We start from the raw sequence: 16,267 nt of genomic DNA, 5'->3' as shown, positions 1-16,267 counted from the left end.
ATAATTAATCATCTGTACGTCTTTTATTAAAAAGTGATTTCAATTCATCCATAATACTACCTCTCAAGCTCATTGGATTGGCAGGTGCTGGGCTTGGTGCAGGTGGTTTTGAACCAGGAGGTGGGGGTGGTGTGCCGGGTTTTCCGCTTGGGGGCGGTGGTGGAACTCCTGGGCTTCCTCCTCCTTGAGCTACTCTCTTTTCTAAAGCACCAATTTTTGATTCAATCCCACTTATTTTTTTAGAAAGTCCATTAATCTGATTTGTGATAATTTGAATTTGTGTATCTGTCATTTCAGGGATTTTTAAAACGATCTGCATGATTTTTTCCACAACATCTGCTAATCCTTCAACACGTTCTTTTAAAGGTGCTTCAGAATATGCATTCATCATTTTAAAGAATTCTTCAGCCATTTTTCTCCACTATCCATAATAAAAATTTAAAACCAATACTCACAATAGGTATTTATATTTGAAGTTAAAAAGAATTACTTTTCCAATAATTCCAATTTCTCTTTAAAAAAAATTGAAATAAGATTTTTAATAAAATAGAAAAAATGATTATTAGAATTCAAGAAAACCTGGATCTCCTAATATTTCTTCTATGTTTGCCCGTCTTTTGGGTTTTTCTGATGGTTTATCTTGCTCTTCACCAAAAGGATTCACTTCTTCTTCATCATAAATGTTTTCTTCCAATTCTGCATCAACAATTAATCCTGCTTTTAATTGCTCTAATAAACGTTTTTCATTTTCTTTATATTGCTTTGCTGCTTCTTTCCATTTTTCGGCATTTTCTAAATCTGCAGGATCTTTATACTTCTCGAATTCTTCTAAAGCTTTCTCTGCATTGATTTGCGCGTTATCAGACAAAAATGAATATACTAATGCTAATTCTGAATATTGACCTTTTTCTTTTAAGATCTCTTCACGTCTTGTTAAACGGTCATATTCTTGATCTTTATAATAAATATCGATGAAATTTCCAAATGCGTCAACAGGTTCACTAATTTCATTTTTTGGAACTTCTTGTTGTTCACCGCAGTGACCACATATTACCATTGCTTTATCATCACTAAACTTCATGTTAGTTTTCATTGTTTTATGACCACATTTGGGACAAGTGAAAATTTTAGGTAAAGTTCTAACTGGTCTATAAACTACTTTTTTACGTTTTCTTCTTCCCATTATGTTTCACTAAATAAGAAAAATCCATTTCCAAAAAATTTTTGCATTTATTGATTATTTAGATTATCAATGATTTTTTTTGCACATTCAGGGCAATAACTGTGGGAAAATTGAAAATCATTGTATTTGGCTAAATATTCCTCTAATTGTTCCCAATAACCTTCGTCTGTTCGAATTTTTTTACAATTTGCACAAATTGGTAATATTTTCCGTAATTCTTTAATTTCATTTTGAGCTTCTTTATATTTTTTAAGCAAACTTTTGTGTTTTGGTGGAAGTAAATATCGAATAAATGGTATTTTTTTTGAAGTAAGCACTTCTAAATTAGAATGAAAAAAGTATAAATAAATAAAAATGAATAGACCAAATCCGGTTCCAAAAATAACTTTTGCTAAAATACTGTATTTTAAAGAATAATTAGCACTTGGAATTAATATATTTATTCCAATGGGATACAAAATTCCATCAAAAACCAAAACTATTATATATATTCCTATAATCATAAGTGATGCAATTATTCTATTCTTAACCTTTGATAAGAATTGCCTCATGATTATTAGCTGAAGCAATATTTCACCAGAAATAAGTACAAATGAATAAAACACTGATTTGCATGAGAATTCAATTAAAATTTTTGAATAATCAAGATAAATCACCTGGGAAGATGAAGTAAAAATTAATGACAAAAAAAGAAATATGAAAGAAATAAACAAATTAAGAATAAAAATAAAATATATCAAATTTCGGACAATTTCGTGTTCTGGGTGGGAAAGAATTAGGAAAAGTGCTGTGAACATTAATGCAGAATATGCAATATCTCCTCCATTTAAGAAAAAGTTGTCAGAAAGCTGAACTGAATATAAGGAATTAAAAATTTTAGTTAAACAAAAAATAACACCTAAATATGCATAGGTAAAAAACACTTGAAATTTGGATTTGAAAAGAGCAGAAATAAAAATTGGAAATGCATAGATTGCGAAATGAATTAAAATGATTGGAATAATATCCATTTTTTAACCTCAAATTTTTAATAAAAAAAAAAAATACAATAAATGCTTCAGAATAGATATTATTACTTAACAAACCAAATAAAAAAAAGTATTTCTTATCAATGATGCAATGATAATGGAAAAAATTAATATTTTAGAATATTTTTCAAAAAAGAATTAATATTTGAAAGATATTTGATGATTTTTGAAAAATACTGATCAAAGAGATAATTAAAAATCTGCTTTTTTACTGATGCTTTATTATATCTAGAGCCGCAATTGTTCCATCTGATACTGCAGTAGTGATTTGCCACTGAAATTTATCTCTAATATCACCTGCTGCGTATACTCCTGGAATATTAGTTTCCATTGTTTGCTCATTTGTGGAAATATATCCATATTTATTTAGTTTAACTCCAGTTCCTTTAATTATTTCGTTATTTGGAATCATTCCAACAAAAATAAAAACTCCATCTCTTTCTAAGGTTATACGTTCATGTGTTTTGAGATTTTCTATTTCTACTGCTATTTTGTCATTTACCGCTTCAAATTTTCGTGGTTCATGAGAATACATAAAGGTCGCTTTTGGGTTTTTCTTTACTTTTTCTGCAGTGATTTTTTCTGCCTGTAGCTCATCGAACTGGTGTATTACTGTTATTGAATTAACCAACTGAAGCAATAACAACGATTCTTCCATTGCAGAATTTCCACCTCCAATAACAAAAATATCTTTTCCTTTGTAAAAATCTCCATCACATGTCGCACAATATGATATTCCATTACCTGCCAGTTCTTTTTCTCCAGGAAGATTCAGCATTCTTGGGGATCTTCCAGTTGCTAAAATGAAGAAAGGAGCTTCATATTTTTCACCAGAGGTTAGTGTCACCCATTTTTCTTTAGGTGATAGGTGCAATTCTTTTATATTGCTTATTAATTTAAATTCTGTTCCATACAGTTGTGCTTGCTTATACATGTTCTGAGCAAGCTTATAACCTGGAATTGGTTCAATAAATCCTGGAAAATTAGCAACTTGATGTGTTGTTTTGACTTGGCCACCTGCAGTGGACATATCAATAACAAGAACACGAAGTTTTGCGCGGGAAGAATATATTGCAGCAGTTAATCCTGCCGGTCCCGCTCCTATTATAATTAAATCATAATTTGTCATATTTTTTCATCAAATTGGATTATTAATTAAATGTGTAGATTAGTTTGGTGTTATTTTATCAATTTGGTTAATTTTCGATTCATATTTTCTGAATAAAAAAAAAAGAATTAGAAAGTTATAGGTAGATTAGTTTCTAACTGTAAATTGAGGGGAATAAGTGCAAGAAGTTTCATTGAGTTAATAATTCTAAAATTATTAATTAAGCAAAAACTTCATTAATTATTGCTTTAACATCGCCTGGTTCTTGAATGCTTGAAGTTGCTTTTACCACTTTTCCATTTCGATAATAAATCGTGAATGGTAATCCACGGAATCTTCGAACTTCTGGAAGATTACGAATGATTGCAGCTTCAGGATGATCAAAAAGAAAATCATTAAACTTAATATCTGGATGCTCACTTTCTAGTAGTTCCATTATTCCATAAACAGGAACACACATTGGACCCATTCGGCCGCATACAACAACAACTTTCTCATTATTTGCAATCATTTCTTCCAGTTCTGCACTGCTTGTGATATGATGTAAATTTGTATCTAAGGTTGGATAATTCATTTTATTAAAAACCTCCGACGGATAAATGTGCAAGAATATTGCACAACCATCTAATTTAACTAAATCGCGCCTTGCATTTAAAGATCTTGATTTTATTTAATTTTTCTGAGTTTTTTTTTACAAATTATCTTGAAGTTAAATCGACAAATCACTTAAATTTAGTAGAGTAATAATGATTACAGAAGTGGAATAAATGATATTCGATTGTATCAAATCTCGATATGTCAGTATAATTTATCAAAAATTTTGTATTATATGTATCTTTTCTATTGTTATTTTAAATATCTTAAGTATGAATTCGCATGTTCCTTGTGTTTTATATGATTCTAATCATAATTCTTTAGATGATATATTTTTTTTTTCCCCATTTAGTGCTGATGATTCATTTGAAGAGAATGACAATTTTAGCCAAGCAAGGCTTATTTCTCCTGGTTTTTATGAACAATTATTTCAAAATGATGATGATTGGTATAAATTAATTCCAAATGCAGAAGAACAAAATGGAAAGCGGATATTTTTTAATATTACTACTTCATTCCCAATAAATGATTTTAATGTAGAAATTTTGGATGCTGATAGCAATTCATTAGTTAATCTTACAAAAAGTGACAATAATTATTTTGGAACTTATGATTTGTATTCTGAACTAAATATTTTTATTCATATTTTCACAAATCAAACAAGTATTGTGAGATATAGCTTAAAAATCACTAGTATTAATTTAGGTAAATTTCATTATATAGATCCTTTTGGTATAATCCCTGCTTTTCCAACCTTATGGTTAGGCTTTATATCAATAGTGGCTATTTCATATACTTTTTTTTATTTAAAAAAAAATAATCTAACACTTAAATGTGTAAATTGACAGATATTGGTGAATAAAATGCGAATTGGTGCTCTAATATCAGGAATTCTTTGCTGGGTCTTTTCATTATTTCAACTTTTATATTTTTTACCTGTAATTCAATCTTCAGCCACTTATGGGATTAATTATAGTGATAATGATCTTACTTTTTCTGAAATGAAAAATGCAATTGCAATCACTTCAATGGAAAAAGTAACCCCAATTATGCTTGTGTTTATTCTTGTTTATTTTTCTTGGATTATATTCTTTTTTCAAACATTTTCGACTCGCAAAGGTATAATTATCATTGGTGCTATTGTTGGAATAATTGGAACTCTCTGTTTTGTTCTAACATGGTTAATGAATCAAATGTACTTGGATCTTTACAAAATATCATGCGGATTTTTTACATTAGGTATGCTTTTATTTGGTTTTGGAATGATTGCATATCAAGATCTTTTTAAAATTGGTACTTATGTCGGACCGTTAATTGCTCTTATAACTATTGGTGTTTTTGGTATAATGGGGATTTCTTTTGAATACGATTTAGGCAGTAGATCACCTTTAGAGTTAGAAGAATTTATCAATTTACATTTAATTATTCAGAACGTTTATTCATTTTTACTTGGTGGATTTGCGCTTTTATTTGCATTTTCAAAGCGTTATTTTTATGAAAATAACGATGATGAAGATTTAGCACCAGAGAGAAGCGCATTTGCAAGTTATGTTGCATTTGATACTTCAAATGAAAGTAACAAAAAAGAGGAAGTAAAGAAAGAGAAAAAGTCAAAAAAAATAGAAGTTAATTTTGATTTTTAACCTGGAAATAAAAAAATGACATTCCATATTTGATTTGTGATTATTTTTTCCGTGAACCAGTTAATTTCAAAGAGTAGATCCACAATATGGGCAATATTTTGCATTTTGATTTTCGGTGATTTTTGTCCCACATTCTTTACAAAATACAGAATGCGTCAGTTCTTTATACGGACTTTCAATTGATTTTTTTTGTTTGATTAAATCTATATTTTCTGATTGATTGGGAATTGCAATAAGTTGCATTTCACCTGTTGTTTCAGAGAATGATCCTTGTAAATCTCCTGATGCTCGTAAGTCTAAAATAATTGCTCTTATATCTTTTTTTGAAATTCCGGTATTTTCTTGAATTTCTTCCAAAGTAACATTCGGTTTGTGCATAAATTCTGTGAGAACAATTCTGCGTAATTTTTTCCTGTTGGTTATAGCATAATACTGTGTGGAAAAAATGCTTAGTGCTATACCTATCCAAATAAAACCAATCCAAGACATTTCGATTAATGTGGTAATGCCCCAATATGCAAAAGCACCACCAATAATTAAGCTACAATATGAGAATCCTTCAGAATATTGATTTTTTTCGTATTTCATGAAAATTCACCCAAAAAAAAAAGTAATTTAATTAATTTTGTTATAATAATTTTAAGGTTTTTTCAAATTAAAAATAAATTGAATCCAATTTTTAGCGATGATTTTAGAGTATAAATTTGCCAGTTATTATTTTAACATTTATAAAATTTTTTAGGCTCTTAATGTACATATTTATCAAGAGAGGATCAACCATGGATGGGGAAGAATATCGAGTATCAGCAAAAAAAATCATACAAAACCTATCATTTGGAGATTCTCAATCAATTCAAAAAATCAAAGAAAATCTCTCAAATAAACTAAATCAAGCAGAAAATCCATTTATGGTGTTCCTAGAGATAATAGAATATAAAGAATTGTGGAATAACCAAGAATTTAAAATAATTAATAATCAATTTCAAGCATTATTTGATTGGGCCATAGAAAAGTCTTTAGAAGGTATTGAAATAAAATTTCATATTGCAAAAATTAGATTTCTTATTAATACTTCTAAATTTCATGAAGCTCTCATCTATATTAGTCAAATTCTCCCAAAAATTGAAAAAATGCAAGATTTGCCTTTAATAGGCTTAACTTATAGTTATCAAATTCTTGCGTTTCATCGTTTGGGGCAATTTAATAAAGCTATCGTCAATGGAAGTGAAGTTATAGATCGATTAGAGAAGGAACCAAAAAAAATTGAAATAGATTTAGTTTTAATACGGTTATATAATAATTTAGCAATTTCTTTTGAAGTTATTGGTGAGATAATTAATGCAGAAAGATTTTACCTTAAATCTCATGAGTTTTGTCGGAGATATCAGTTTTTAGAGGGAGTAATTATCACTTTAAGTAATTTAGGAGATACAGCCTTAATTCAAGGGAAATATCTAAAAGCAGAAATATGCTATAATCAAGCAATTGAAAAATGTGACCATTTACAAAATTTAAGATTGAAAGGACTTCTTTTAAAAAATTTTGCCAAAATTTGGATTGAACGCGGAAAATTTAACAAAGCAGAACAATTATTACAAAAAGCTATTGAATTATTAAAATCTAGCAAATATTATACCCCGCTTATTGATAGTTATCTATTATATGCTAATCTTTATATTTTAAAAGGTGATTTTGAGCAGGCACTTCTTTTCTTAAAAATCGGATATAGATTTGTTTTAGAGTATAATATTCGAGATAATGAAATCTACATTTTATTGATGATGGCTGATGTTTGGCTTAACTTAGGAGATATCGATAAATCATATAATTATTTAAAGGATGCAGATAGAATTTTATTAAAAACGAATAATATAATGGGAGAAGCAGCAATTTTATTACAAAAAGCTCGGATAAATTTACAACAAAATCATTTCAACGAAACTGATTTAAGTCTTTATAGAGCAAGTGTATATAGTGAACGCGCTTCCAATATAGATCTGCAATTTAAAATTAAATTACTTCAAGCACAAAGTTATATTACACAATATCGACTATCTTCTAATAATTCTTATCTATCAAAAGTAAAGCCAATTCTTCAAAATTTGGAATCATTTACAAGTGAAAGAAATTTGATTCCAAAAAATATCAGCGTTAAAATAATTTTAGGGATTTATTATTTAATTGTTAATAAATACAAGATAAGTTATAATTTATTTTCTCAAGCGGTTAAATTAGCTGAAATGATTAATAATCCAAGAAAAATAAAAATGCTTCAATTATGTGTCAATATTTCAAAAAATGCAATAGATAAATTTGAGTTTGGAAAAATCCCATCTTTGAAAATCATAAATACTGAAGGATTTTTTATTTCGTTTATTTTGGATGAATTAAAGCAAATTACTAGAAATATTAACCATCAAAACAAACAAAATATTGAAAAATCTAATTTTCCGATGATAGTGTATCGCATAGATGAGAAAGAAGGTATAGTTGTCGAAAAAACTTTCAATTTAAACGAGAATGATCCAAATTGGCGAACCAATATAACATTATGTGGCACTCTTTATGCAACAGCATTAGGGCAAGGAAATTTCTATCACGAAGGTCTTTTTGGCTCTTTACCATTTGGAAATTTGAATTACCGCGCAATGATCTATGCCCAAACAAATGTTCTTAGTGATAATGGACAGATTAATGAAGAAAAGCATTTACATTCTAAACATCAAGATTATTTTTTAGTTACTTTTCTTTTTCCTTTAAAGATTAGTAATAAATTTTCAGATATTTCACAATTTGAACCAATTTTTCAGAAATATTTGAAATCGATTCATCATTGTTCTGATTTTTCTTTTCAATGGTTAAGTTCTCTTCAACAAGCGATATTATCAAATATTTCTAATGATTAATTTTTAAATTGGAAATAAATTTTAATGAAATGTAGATAGAATCTTTTTTTTATTACAAGATGAATGTATCTAAATAATGATGAATGAAGAAATTGTTCATATGAAATTTTCATTTCCTGTTCCTTCTGATCTGTGGTTTTCTAAGTATTTTCTTAAATATCCTTTAATTCATTTTACTATTCTTTCAAGCTTTTTATTAACAGAAAATAAAGGAAGCTGCCTTATTCAAGTTAGGGGGCCTAATATTTCTATATTTTTGAATGATTTTTCAGAAAACTACGAAAAAAAAAAAGTAACTATAATTTATCAAGATCCTAATTCAATTTTGCTTAATATCTTAATTGAAGATCCATGGATTCTTCATAATATTACGAAGAATCATCTTTTAATTCGGTATCCTTTACAGATTTTTAAAGGAATAATATCTATTGAATTAATATCACCTCGAACTAATATTGAAAAAGTGTTTAGGAATTCAAAGTGGAAAGATCTGAATATCACTGTTAAGCAAGTCCGTGAATATTGTCCTGAATCCTTACTAACTGCAAAACAGACAGAAATTTTGATATATGCTTTAGAAAATGGATTTTTTGAAATTCCAAGAAAAATCACTTTGAGTTCAATGGCTTCAAAAATAAAATTGACTCCATCTGCTTTATCTGAAAATATAAGAAGAATCACAAAAAAGTTAGTCGTACATTATTTAAATTGTTTTGAAAAGCCATTATAGTAGAGAATCTGAGTGTAGATTAGTTTTTTATCAAGAATATATAGATCGAATAACGTAGGAAAAAAAGCTTTTTAAGAGATTATAATTTGTTATTTTGTTCTTACTAGAACAAAACACTGTTTTTTCCTTAATTTAAATATATTTGACTTTATAGATAATTGTACTTTTTATATATAATTGCTTATAAAATTTGAAAGTATTCACTCTCTTCACCAAATCTTTAATCTTTTTATAGAGAGAAGTCGAAATAAATAATAGATAATAATCTTACCTACATGAGATTATAACATCTAGCTTTAGTAACACAAGGAAGGATTTAATTTGACTTCAGAAAAAAAAGAAGATTTTAGATTTGCAGGAATCTCTGCCTTTATAATGGGTGTTTTTGGAATATTGTGCTTTATTATATTTTTCTTATGGAAATATGAATATATTATTGAAGTCGAAATAGCAAGTGGAAAAGGTTGTGGTCCCATCATTGTATATTTCTATCCCATTTTTACAGATGTTGGTGTAATTGCAGGTGTGTTGTGGATAATTAGTGCTCTTGGCTTTTTTAACAATCAGAAATGGGCCTTTAATGTTTCAGTTATTGCAAATATTTTATCGCTAAAAACAAGCTTTTGGCCAAATATTCCTGCTATGGAAAGTGGTGCATCACTACCCCTTTGGTTGATTATATTTGTAATAAATCTAATTATGTATTTTATTCTCTTAAGAAGGATTGGAAAGTTCAATTGGAACAAAATATTATTTGGATTGGGAATGGGCATGTGTTTTATTTTATGTTTTATAAATGGGATTGCTGCAACGCAAAGGATGGTCTTTTTGGATAAACCTGAACGAACAATTTATATTATGACTGAAAGAATGAATTTTATTGCGTCTTTTGGATGGGGTTTTTCTATATTTGGCTTATTAATGTCTAATAAAGAATGGATCAAATGGGTAGCAATTGGGTCATCAATTTTAGGGATGATTGGCGGATATCTTGTGGCTTTTGCTAGTGCAATGGGTAAAGATTCGTTTTCAATGTTCTTTATGGCTCCAGTATTATGTTCTCTTTTATTACTTCTTATCCTTTGGCCAAAATTTTGGGAGAAATTTAGTAATTCTGCAGATAAATAGAGCAAATTATTTGACTAGATATCATAATATTTATGGAATTTTTTTGTATTCAAAAAAAAACTATAATAATCAAATTACAAATCAATAGCAATATATTTTATTTAAAAATTAACAAGTTGAAAAAATAAGAACAAAATTAAGTTGAAAAAATATGAAGAAAATCAAAAATACTAAGGTTATTCTAATCATTATCGCAATAATATTAATTGTTAATGTATCTAACCTTAGAGATGGTGTAGCACATAGTCCTAAATATGTTGATCTCAAATACTATGAACAGGAACAAATCTTAAGTATATATATCACCCATGGGGTTTCTGACTTGAATTATCACTATGTAGAAACTGTAAAGATCGAATTATATGATGTCCTTAATGATACATTTAAAAATGAAAATCAAAATCATTCTTTTACAGAGCAATCCATATTAACATTTGGTTCTCTAAATAAAACTCAAGAATTTATCTATCATTATACAAATCAATCAACACATCAAATTTTCCACTTAAATATTTCTTTATCTGCAAATGAATGGACATTGATTAATGTAACTGCCATTTGTAATCTAGGGGGTCAATTTTCGAACACAATGGTTGTTGGACATTATCCGTACTATGATGTTGAACATTCAATGATAGAAGCTGTAGTTCCAACAATAATTTGTTCTATTGTTACAATGACACCATTGTTTATACTCAGAATTGTAAGAAGAAATAAAACGCGAAAAATAAATGATAAAGGTTTAGAGGTGTGAAAAAATAATGAGCGAAAAAAAACAAGAAATTAAAGAACTAGAACAAAATCAAGATCAAAAACAATTAAAAGAGTTATCTATGGAAACTTCAATTGAAGCTCTTATTGAAACTCCAGATTATAAAGAACCAAAATATAATTATGATAAAATCCATCTAAGTTTAATTTTATTCATATTTCTCGAAGTTTTATTTCTCTTTACTTTTTCTGAACCAATGTCTTTTATTTGGGGTGGAGAACCTCTATTTCCTATATATAATGATGATATTATATCAAGAACTGCTCGAATTATTATGATATATCATTCAATTGCGACACCGTTCGTTGTAGCAACTACATTTTGGACTATGGAATATTTTAATATAAGAAAAAAATTAATTCCAAGCATTAAAATTACTTTAATTTCTGGTGCTTATCTCTCAGGAATTTGTGGTTTGATATTTGGTTATACTCGAATTAGATTTTTCCATGAAATGTTTTATTTCGGACTTTTCTTAGTTTTCTTAGGAGGGGTTCTCTTTATTGTAGCTAGCTTTCCTATACCTGGGAAATATCCAAGTCCTAAGAAAGCAACACAAGGTGCTCTGTTTTTTGGATTAAATTTAGAAAACTATTCATTGGTTATTTTAGCAGGGTGTGTTATTGTTTCTGTTATATATGGTGCTCTTGCTGGTGTTGAAACTTTTACAAATACTATTTGGCACTTAGATCGTCCAAGTAATGATGCTTTTTTAGCAGAAGAAGTAGTGAGAGTTCTTATTCATGATATGCCTGAAGAGTTTGTTGTTTCCCATCTACATATTCAACTTGCTTTGTTAGCTGCTATGGTAACAATGATTGGATACAAGGTTAGTAAAATAAATGGAAGAATCTATCATTATATGCTTTTTGCATGTCCCATTGGGATTGTAACTATCTCATACGGTGCTTGGGTATTAAATCATTATTTAATATGGGTTGGTGCTGGAATTCTTATTATTTGTACCGTATTCATGTCTTTACATGGCTGGTGGGAAATTTCAAAGGATCACCTTGGAGATAAATATAAAACAGCTTCAAATTGGGAAAGAGTTAAAGCTATTATTTCAGATCCTGTTTTATTTACACTTTATTTTATCTTCATGTACGCTCAAATAGTAGTTACTATCTGCGGTATCATTGTTGGACTCCAAACAAGAGAAGTGTACCGTACACACGAATATTTAAACATTGAATATGATTTTAATGTTGGACATTGGCATTTACTTGCAGTATTACTTGCAACTTTAGTTATGTTAATAGCAGTAAACCATTTTAAAGTTCCTATGAAAAGTCGAAAGATTAGTGGATGGTTACTTTGCATTGGAGGGTTTATTGCTTTTACTGGAGCCAATATTTACATGATGCGAACTCCTGCAATGGATAAACAATGGTCAATGGTTATGACTTTTATAGGTGTGTGGTTTCTTACTGCTGGTTTTATTGCTAGCATATGTCAAATTGTTATTTCATATAGAAATCAACAAAAAAACAAAATATTACAAGAAAATAATTAAAAATTGAAATAAAAAAGATAAAAGATGATTATAATTATGGTAACGCTTATTTCAGATGTTTGGGGTATTATTCAACTTGTTTTAACTGTTGGAATAATGTTGAGTCTTCTTAGCTCTATTCTGTTTTTGGAATACTTTGAGAAAGAGAAAGATAAAAGAATATTAAATATACTTTTAATAACCTTTTTCTTCTGTTTGGGATGCTTATTTGTACTGTCAATTATCGATTTAGTCATTCTGGGTTCTCTCTATGAAATTTTACTTCAGATTATAGTGTTTATTTATATGTTAATTATCATATCCGCGGTAATATTGACAATAATGAATAAACATTATAATCGAAACGTTTTTCTTTCTATTTTAGGAATTTCTTTGCTAATTTTGATAATTATGGGAATTCTTATATGGATAAACGGAACTGCATATAATAGTCTTCATATTGGTTCAATTATTGGCTTACCTGCTTTATTCTTGGTAAGTCTTGGCACAATATTAGTGCTTCTAGATGAAAATAAATTTGTGCTTTATCATGGATATACTGCAGGTTCTGCATGGATTTTAACATTTTACAACGTTATTCTTTTATTTGCATTATCTTCTGATATAATGACTGCCTATTCCGGGTGGATTCACGCATTTCATATCATTTGTGGTGGAATAGGCCTAACATTTGGATTTGCAAGTGGATTGTTTGGGATTTCTGGGCAGAGACGGCTTGCAAAGATTACAGGGTATACAACACTTGCTTGCTGGTGGACGGCATATATGTTATCGATATTCATACAAAACATATAAACGGATTTGAAAAAAAATGGTAAAAAATCAATATTTAGAAAAACTACAAAAATTCACTCAAGAAGTTGAAAAATTAATCTCTCCTGCGTTTATTACGACAGATCCCTATGAAATTGAAGCTTCTTCAGGAGATCTCTCTTTACTACCGAAATATCATTATAAATTTAAAGAAGAGTATTTAGCGACACATATTATTCGTCCAAAGGATAAAGAAGAACTCTCGAAAATTATGAAATTATGTCGTGATTATTCTTTTCCTGTAACTATTCGTGCAGCGGGTACATCTTGTTTTTCAGCAAGTACTCCTACAAAGGGTGGGGTAATTATAGATACAAGACGAATGAATCGTATCTTAAAAATTGATAATGAAAAATTGATAGTGTCTTGTGAAGCAGGGATTTCTTGGGTCAAACTTATTGAAACATTATTAAACTATGGTCTAACTCCCAAATGCTATCCGACAAGTTATAAATCATCTTGTGTTTGTGGTTTTATTGCAACCTCGGGAAAAGCAGGGATTGGTATTTTAAAATACGGAATTATGGAAGATACACTTCTTTCTGTAACTATAGTCAAACCAGACGGTTCAATTGAAACTGTTTCTAAAAATTCTCAAGGTGATCTAACCTTAGAGGATATAACTGGTTCAAACGGAATATTCGGTGCCATTGCAGAAGTAGAAATGAGTGTAACTGCTCTTCAAACTTCTATGCAAATGATAGGCTATAGCTTTAAATCGTTTTCAAATGCTTTTGAGTACTTTTTAACGTTAAAGAATTATTCTGAAGTGCGTCCGTTATTTCTTTCTTTATCTGATAAGAAATTTGAGCAATTATCTCATAAAATCATTCCATCGCGTGATTATTTCGTTTACGCTGTATATTATGATGATACTAATCAAACAAATAAGGCATTTTCATTTGCAAAGGAAGCTGCTGCTAAAATAGATGGATTATATGTGGAAGAATGGTATTTAAAAGAAAAATGGGATGATATTGCAGATACTGAATTAAATCTTGCTAGAATATGCAAGAATCCTATTTTCCAAGAATATTGGATTTCTGATGAAAGAGTAGATGCTTTTTACAAATTTTATTCAAAAAAAATTCGAGAAATAGAGTATCGCAATGCATTTTATATGATGGCAGGAGGTGAAGGAAGAAATCGAATAAAGCTATTCGGTCTTTCTGATATTGATAATTCACGGGAATTTTTTGCAATAAAAGCCAATTTTAATGATATTACTAACGAGTCCTATGCAAATCATGATAGTTTGTATACAATTGGAGTCGTGAATACATTCTATTTTCTTCAATTTAATCCAGAAGATGTTAAATCGATCAAGATAAAGAAATACAAACTTGACCCTAATGAACTAGTCAATTCTTATCGTTTCATTAGAGCAAAGATGAAATTTTGGAGAATAAAACTTCTATTCAAAGTTGCCAAATTTTTATTTAAGATAGTTTAAAATGCGTTAAAGTGAGTATATATGAGTAAAGAAAAATCTAACGTAAGAAAAGAGGTAATTACATCAGGACCTCCTGTTTCGGGTATTTTCTCTCCACATCGTGATAATTTACTTAAAACACGCTCTTCTTTAAAAAATGAATTAGGTTTTGAAGAATGTGTTCAATGTGGCTATTGTAGAAACGTTTGTCGTGTATATAATGTTACTTTTAATGAAAAGGATTATGCTGGTGGACGAAATCGAATTCTTAAATCTTTATCTCGCAATGCAATAAAATTTGATAAAGATGAAATTGTTGATACAATATACCGATGTATGCTATGTGGAAATTGTAGAGAAGTTTGTCCAATAGGCATTGATACTGTTGCTGTATTTCAAAAATTTAGAAAAGATTCAATTTCAAAAGGGGTATTACCTGAAAAACTTGATTGGATTAATAAAGCAATTAAAGAAACTAAAAATCCATTTCGTGAAAATCATGAAGATCGATTTAAATGGACTGAAAAAAGTGAACCTGGTTTACGTGCATTAAAACGTGGAATTGAACTTTTTCAAAAAATTGAGGATGGTGAAGATGCAACCATGGAGAAAAAGTATGAAGTAGGCTACTTTTTAGGTTGTACTTCAGCTTATCGGAATACAGAATTAGCAATAGCAACAAGCCAAATTTTAGAAAGACTTGGAATGGAATTTATCTTTTTTCCTGAAGAACAATGTTGTGGATCTGTTCAATACCGAACTGGACTTGAAGATCATACACTTGATTTAATTCGAAATAATGTCGAAATGATTCGAAAAAGTGGTGTTCGAGACGTTGTATTTTCATGTTCTGGATGTTATTCTACTTTTTTACTTGAATATCCCAGATTATTTGGCGAAGAACTAGGTTTTAATTTATATCATATTGCAGAATATGCCCCAAAAATTATAAAAGAAAAAGGATTGAATGTTCGTTATACTAAAAGAACCAAGGATAATCCTATGCTTATTACATATCATGATCCTTGCCATTTGGGACGATATTGTAAAAAATATGATGAACCTCGAGAATTAATTAATATGATTGAAGGAGTAAAGCTAATCGAAATGAAACATATACGTGAAATGTCGTGGTGTTGTGGAGCTGGTGGAGGTGTAAAAGCATTATATGGTGAGTTAGCTGGTGTTGTTGCAAGGAATCGATTAGGTGAAACAACTCAATGCATGGAAATCTTGAGATCTGAACGATTAATGGAAGCAGAGCAAACAAACGCAGAAGTTCTTGTAAGTTCTTGCGTTTTTTGTAAAAACAATTTGAATCAAGCAGCAACTGAAGATAATTCTGAACTTTTAGTAACTGACATTTCAGAAATTCTGCAAGACTGCGAATTCTATTAATTTTTTTAATTTAAAA

At 29.0% G+C, this 16,267-nt stretch carries 16 protein-coding genes; 10 read left to right on the top strand and 6 right to left on the bottom strand.

Features of this window, described 5'->3' with window-relative positions:
* Positions 1–4: 4 nt before the first annotated feature.
* The 5 genes from ACXLDF_RS10150 to ACXLDF_RS10130 all read right to left on the bottom strand — a co-directional run bounded on the left by ACXLDF_RS10150 (position 5) and on the right by ACXLDF_RS10130 (position 3,893).
* The gene (locus ACXLDF_RS10150; RefSeq protein WP_457558410.1) at positions 5–412 is read right to left on the bottom strand and encodes a hypothetical protein; all 408 of its coding nucleotides are present in this window, start codon (positions 410–412) and stop codon (positions 5–7) included.
* Between the two features lie 150 nt (positions 413–562).
* Positions 563–1,183, bottom strand: coding sequence for a hypothetical protein (locus ACXLDF_RS10145; RefSeq protein WP_457558409.1), 621 nt, complete (start codon positions 1,181–1,183; stop codon positions 563–565).
* Positions 1,184–1,230: 47 nt separating this feature from the next.
* Positions 1,231–2,193 carry a hypothetical protein gene (locus tag ACXLDF_RS10140; protein WP_457558408.1) on the bottom strand — a complete coding sequence of 321 codons (963 nt, stop codon included), beginning with the start codon at positions 2,191–2,193 and terminating at the stop codon, positions 1,231–1,233.
* A gap of 226 nt (positions 2,194–2,419) precedes the next feature.
* Entirely contained in the window at positions 2,420–3,340 is a 921-nt protein-coding gene (locus tag ACXLDF_RS10135; protein ID WP_457558407.1) for an NAD(P)/FAD-dependent oxidoreductase, read from the bottom strand.
* Positions 3,341–3,539: 199 nt separating this feature from the next.
* Positions 3,540–3,893: a YbbN family protein gene (locus ACXLDF_RS10130; RefSeq protein ID WP_457558406.1), complete on the bottom strand. Its 354-nt coding sequence runs from the start codon at positions 3,891–3,893 to the stop codon at positions 3,540–3,542.
* A gap of 193 nt (positions 3,894–4,086) precedes the next feature.
* Between ACXLDF_RS10130 and ACXLDF_RS10125 the strand changes: the two genes are divergently transcribed.
* Together ACXLDF_RS10125 and ACXLDF_RS10120 are read left to right on the top strand one after the other, a co-directional pair.
* Positions 4,087–4,758 carry a hypothetical protein gene (locus ACXLDF_RS10125; RefSeq protein ID WP_457558405.1) on the top strand — a complete coding sequence of 224 codons (672 nt, stop codon included), beginning with the start codon at positions 4,087–4,089 and terminating at the stop codon, positions 4,756–4,758.
* Positions 4,759–4,776: 18 nt separating this feature from the next.
* Positions 4,777–5,556 carry a hypothetical protein gene (locus ACXLDF_RS10120; protein ID WP_457558404.1) on the top strand — a complete coding sequence of 260 codons (780 nt, stop codon included), beginning with the start codon at positions 4,777–4,779 and terminating at the stop codon, positions 5,554–5,556.
* Positions 5,557–5,622: 66 nt separating this feature from the next.
* On the opposite strand, the gene ACXLDF_RS10115 is transcribed toward ACXLDF_RS10120, so the two are convergent.
* On the bottom strand, positions 5,623–6,144 hold the full coding sequence (locus tag ACXLDF_RS10115) for a zinc ribbon domain-containing protein (protein WP_457558403.1): 522 nt from the start codon (positions 6,142–6,144) through the stop codon (positions 5,623–5,625).
* A gap of 191 nt (positions 6,145–6,335) precedes the next feature.
* On the opposite strand from ACXLDF_RS10115, the gene ACXLDF_RS10110 reads away from it, so the two are divergent.
* The 8 genes from ACXLDF_RS10110 (at position 6,336) to ACXLDF_RS10075 (ending at position 16,251) form a co-directional block, all read left to right on the top strand.
* Entirely contained in the window at positions 6,336–8,462 is a 2,127-nt protein-coding gene (locus ACXLDF_RS10110) for a tetratricopeptide repeat protein (RefSeq protein WP_457558402.1), read from the top strand.
* A 76-nt stretch (positions 8,463–8,538) separates the two neighbouring features.
* Complete coding sequence (locus tag ACXLDF_RS10105; protein ID WP_457558401.1) at positions 8,539–9,192, top strand: helix-turn-helix domain-containing protein; 654 nt, start codon at positions 8,539–8,541, stop codon at positions 9,190–9,192.
* Between the two features lie 321 nt (positions 9,193–9,513).
* Positions 9,514–10,320: a hypothetical protein gene (locus tag ACXLDF_RS10100; RefSeq protein WP_457558400.1), complete on the top strand. Its 807-nt coding sequence runs from the start codon at positions 9,514–9,516 to the stop codon at positions 10,318–10,320.
* 151 nt (positions 10,321–10,471) lie between these two features.
* A complete protein-coding gene (locus tag ACXLDF_RS10095; protein ID WP_457558399.1) occupies positions 10,472–11,074 on the top strand; it encodes a hypothetical protein in 603 nt (200 codons plus the stop codon).
* A 7-nt stretch (positions 11,075–11,081) separates the two neighbouring features.
* Positions 11,082–12,608: a hypothetical protein gene (locus ACXLDF_RS10090; RefSeq protein WP_457558398.1), complete on the top strand. Its 1,527-nt coding sequence runs from the start codon at positions 11,082–11,084 to the stop codon at positions 12,606–12,608.
* 36 nt (positions 12,609–12,644) lie between these two features.
* A complete protein-coding gene (locus tag ACXLDF_RS10085) occupies positions 12,645–13,403 on the top strand; it encodes a hypothetical protein (RefSeq protein ID WP_457558397.1) in 759 nt (252 codons plus the stop codon).
* Between the two features lie 16 nt (positions 13,404–13,419).
* Positions 13,420–14,874: an FAD-binding oxidoreductase gene (locus tag ACXLDF_RS10080; RefSeq protein WP_457558396.1), complete on the top strand. Its 1,455-nt coding sequence runs from the start codon at positions 13,420–13,422 to the stop codon at positions 14,872–14,874.
* A gap of 21 nt (positions 14,875–14,895) precedes the next feature.
* The gene (locus ACXLDF_RS10075; RefSeq protein ID WP_457558395.1) at positions 14,896–16,251 is read left to right on the top strand and encodes a (Fe-S)-binding protein; all 1,356 of its coding nucleotides are present in this window, start codon (positions 14,896–14,898) and stop codon (positions 16,249–16,251) included.
* The last annotated feature ends 16 nt before the right edge of the window (positions 16,252–16,267 follow it).

The sequence above is a fragment of the Candidatus Harpocratesius sp. genome (assembly GCF_054039255.1).
This window is presented reverse-complemented; position numbering and strand designations above follow the sequence as displayed.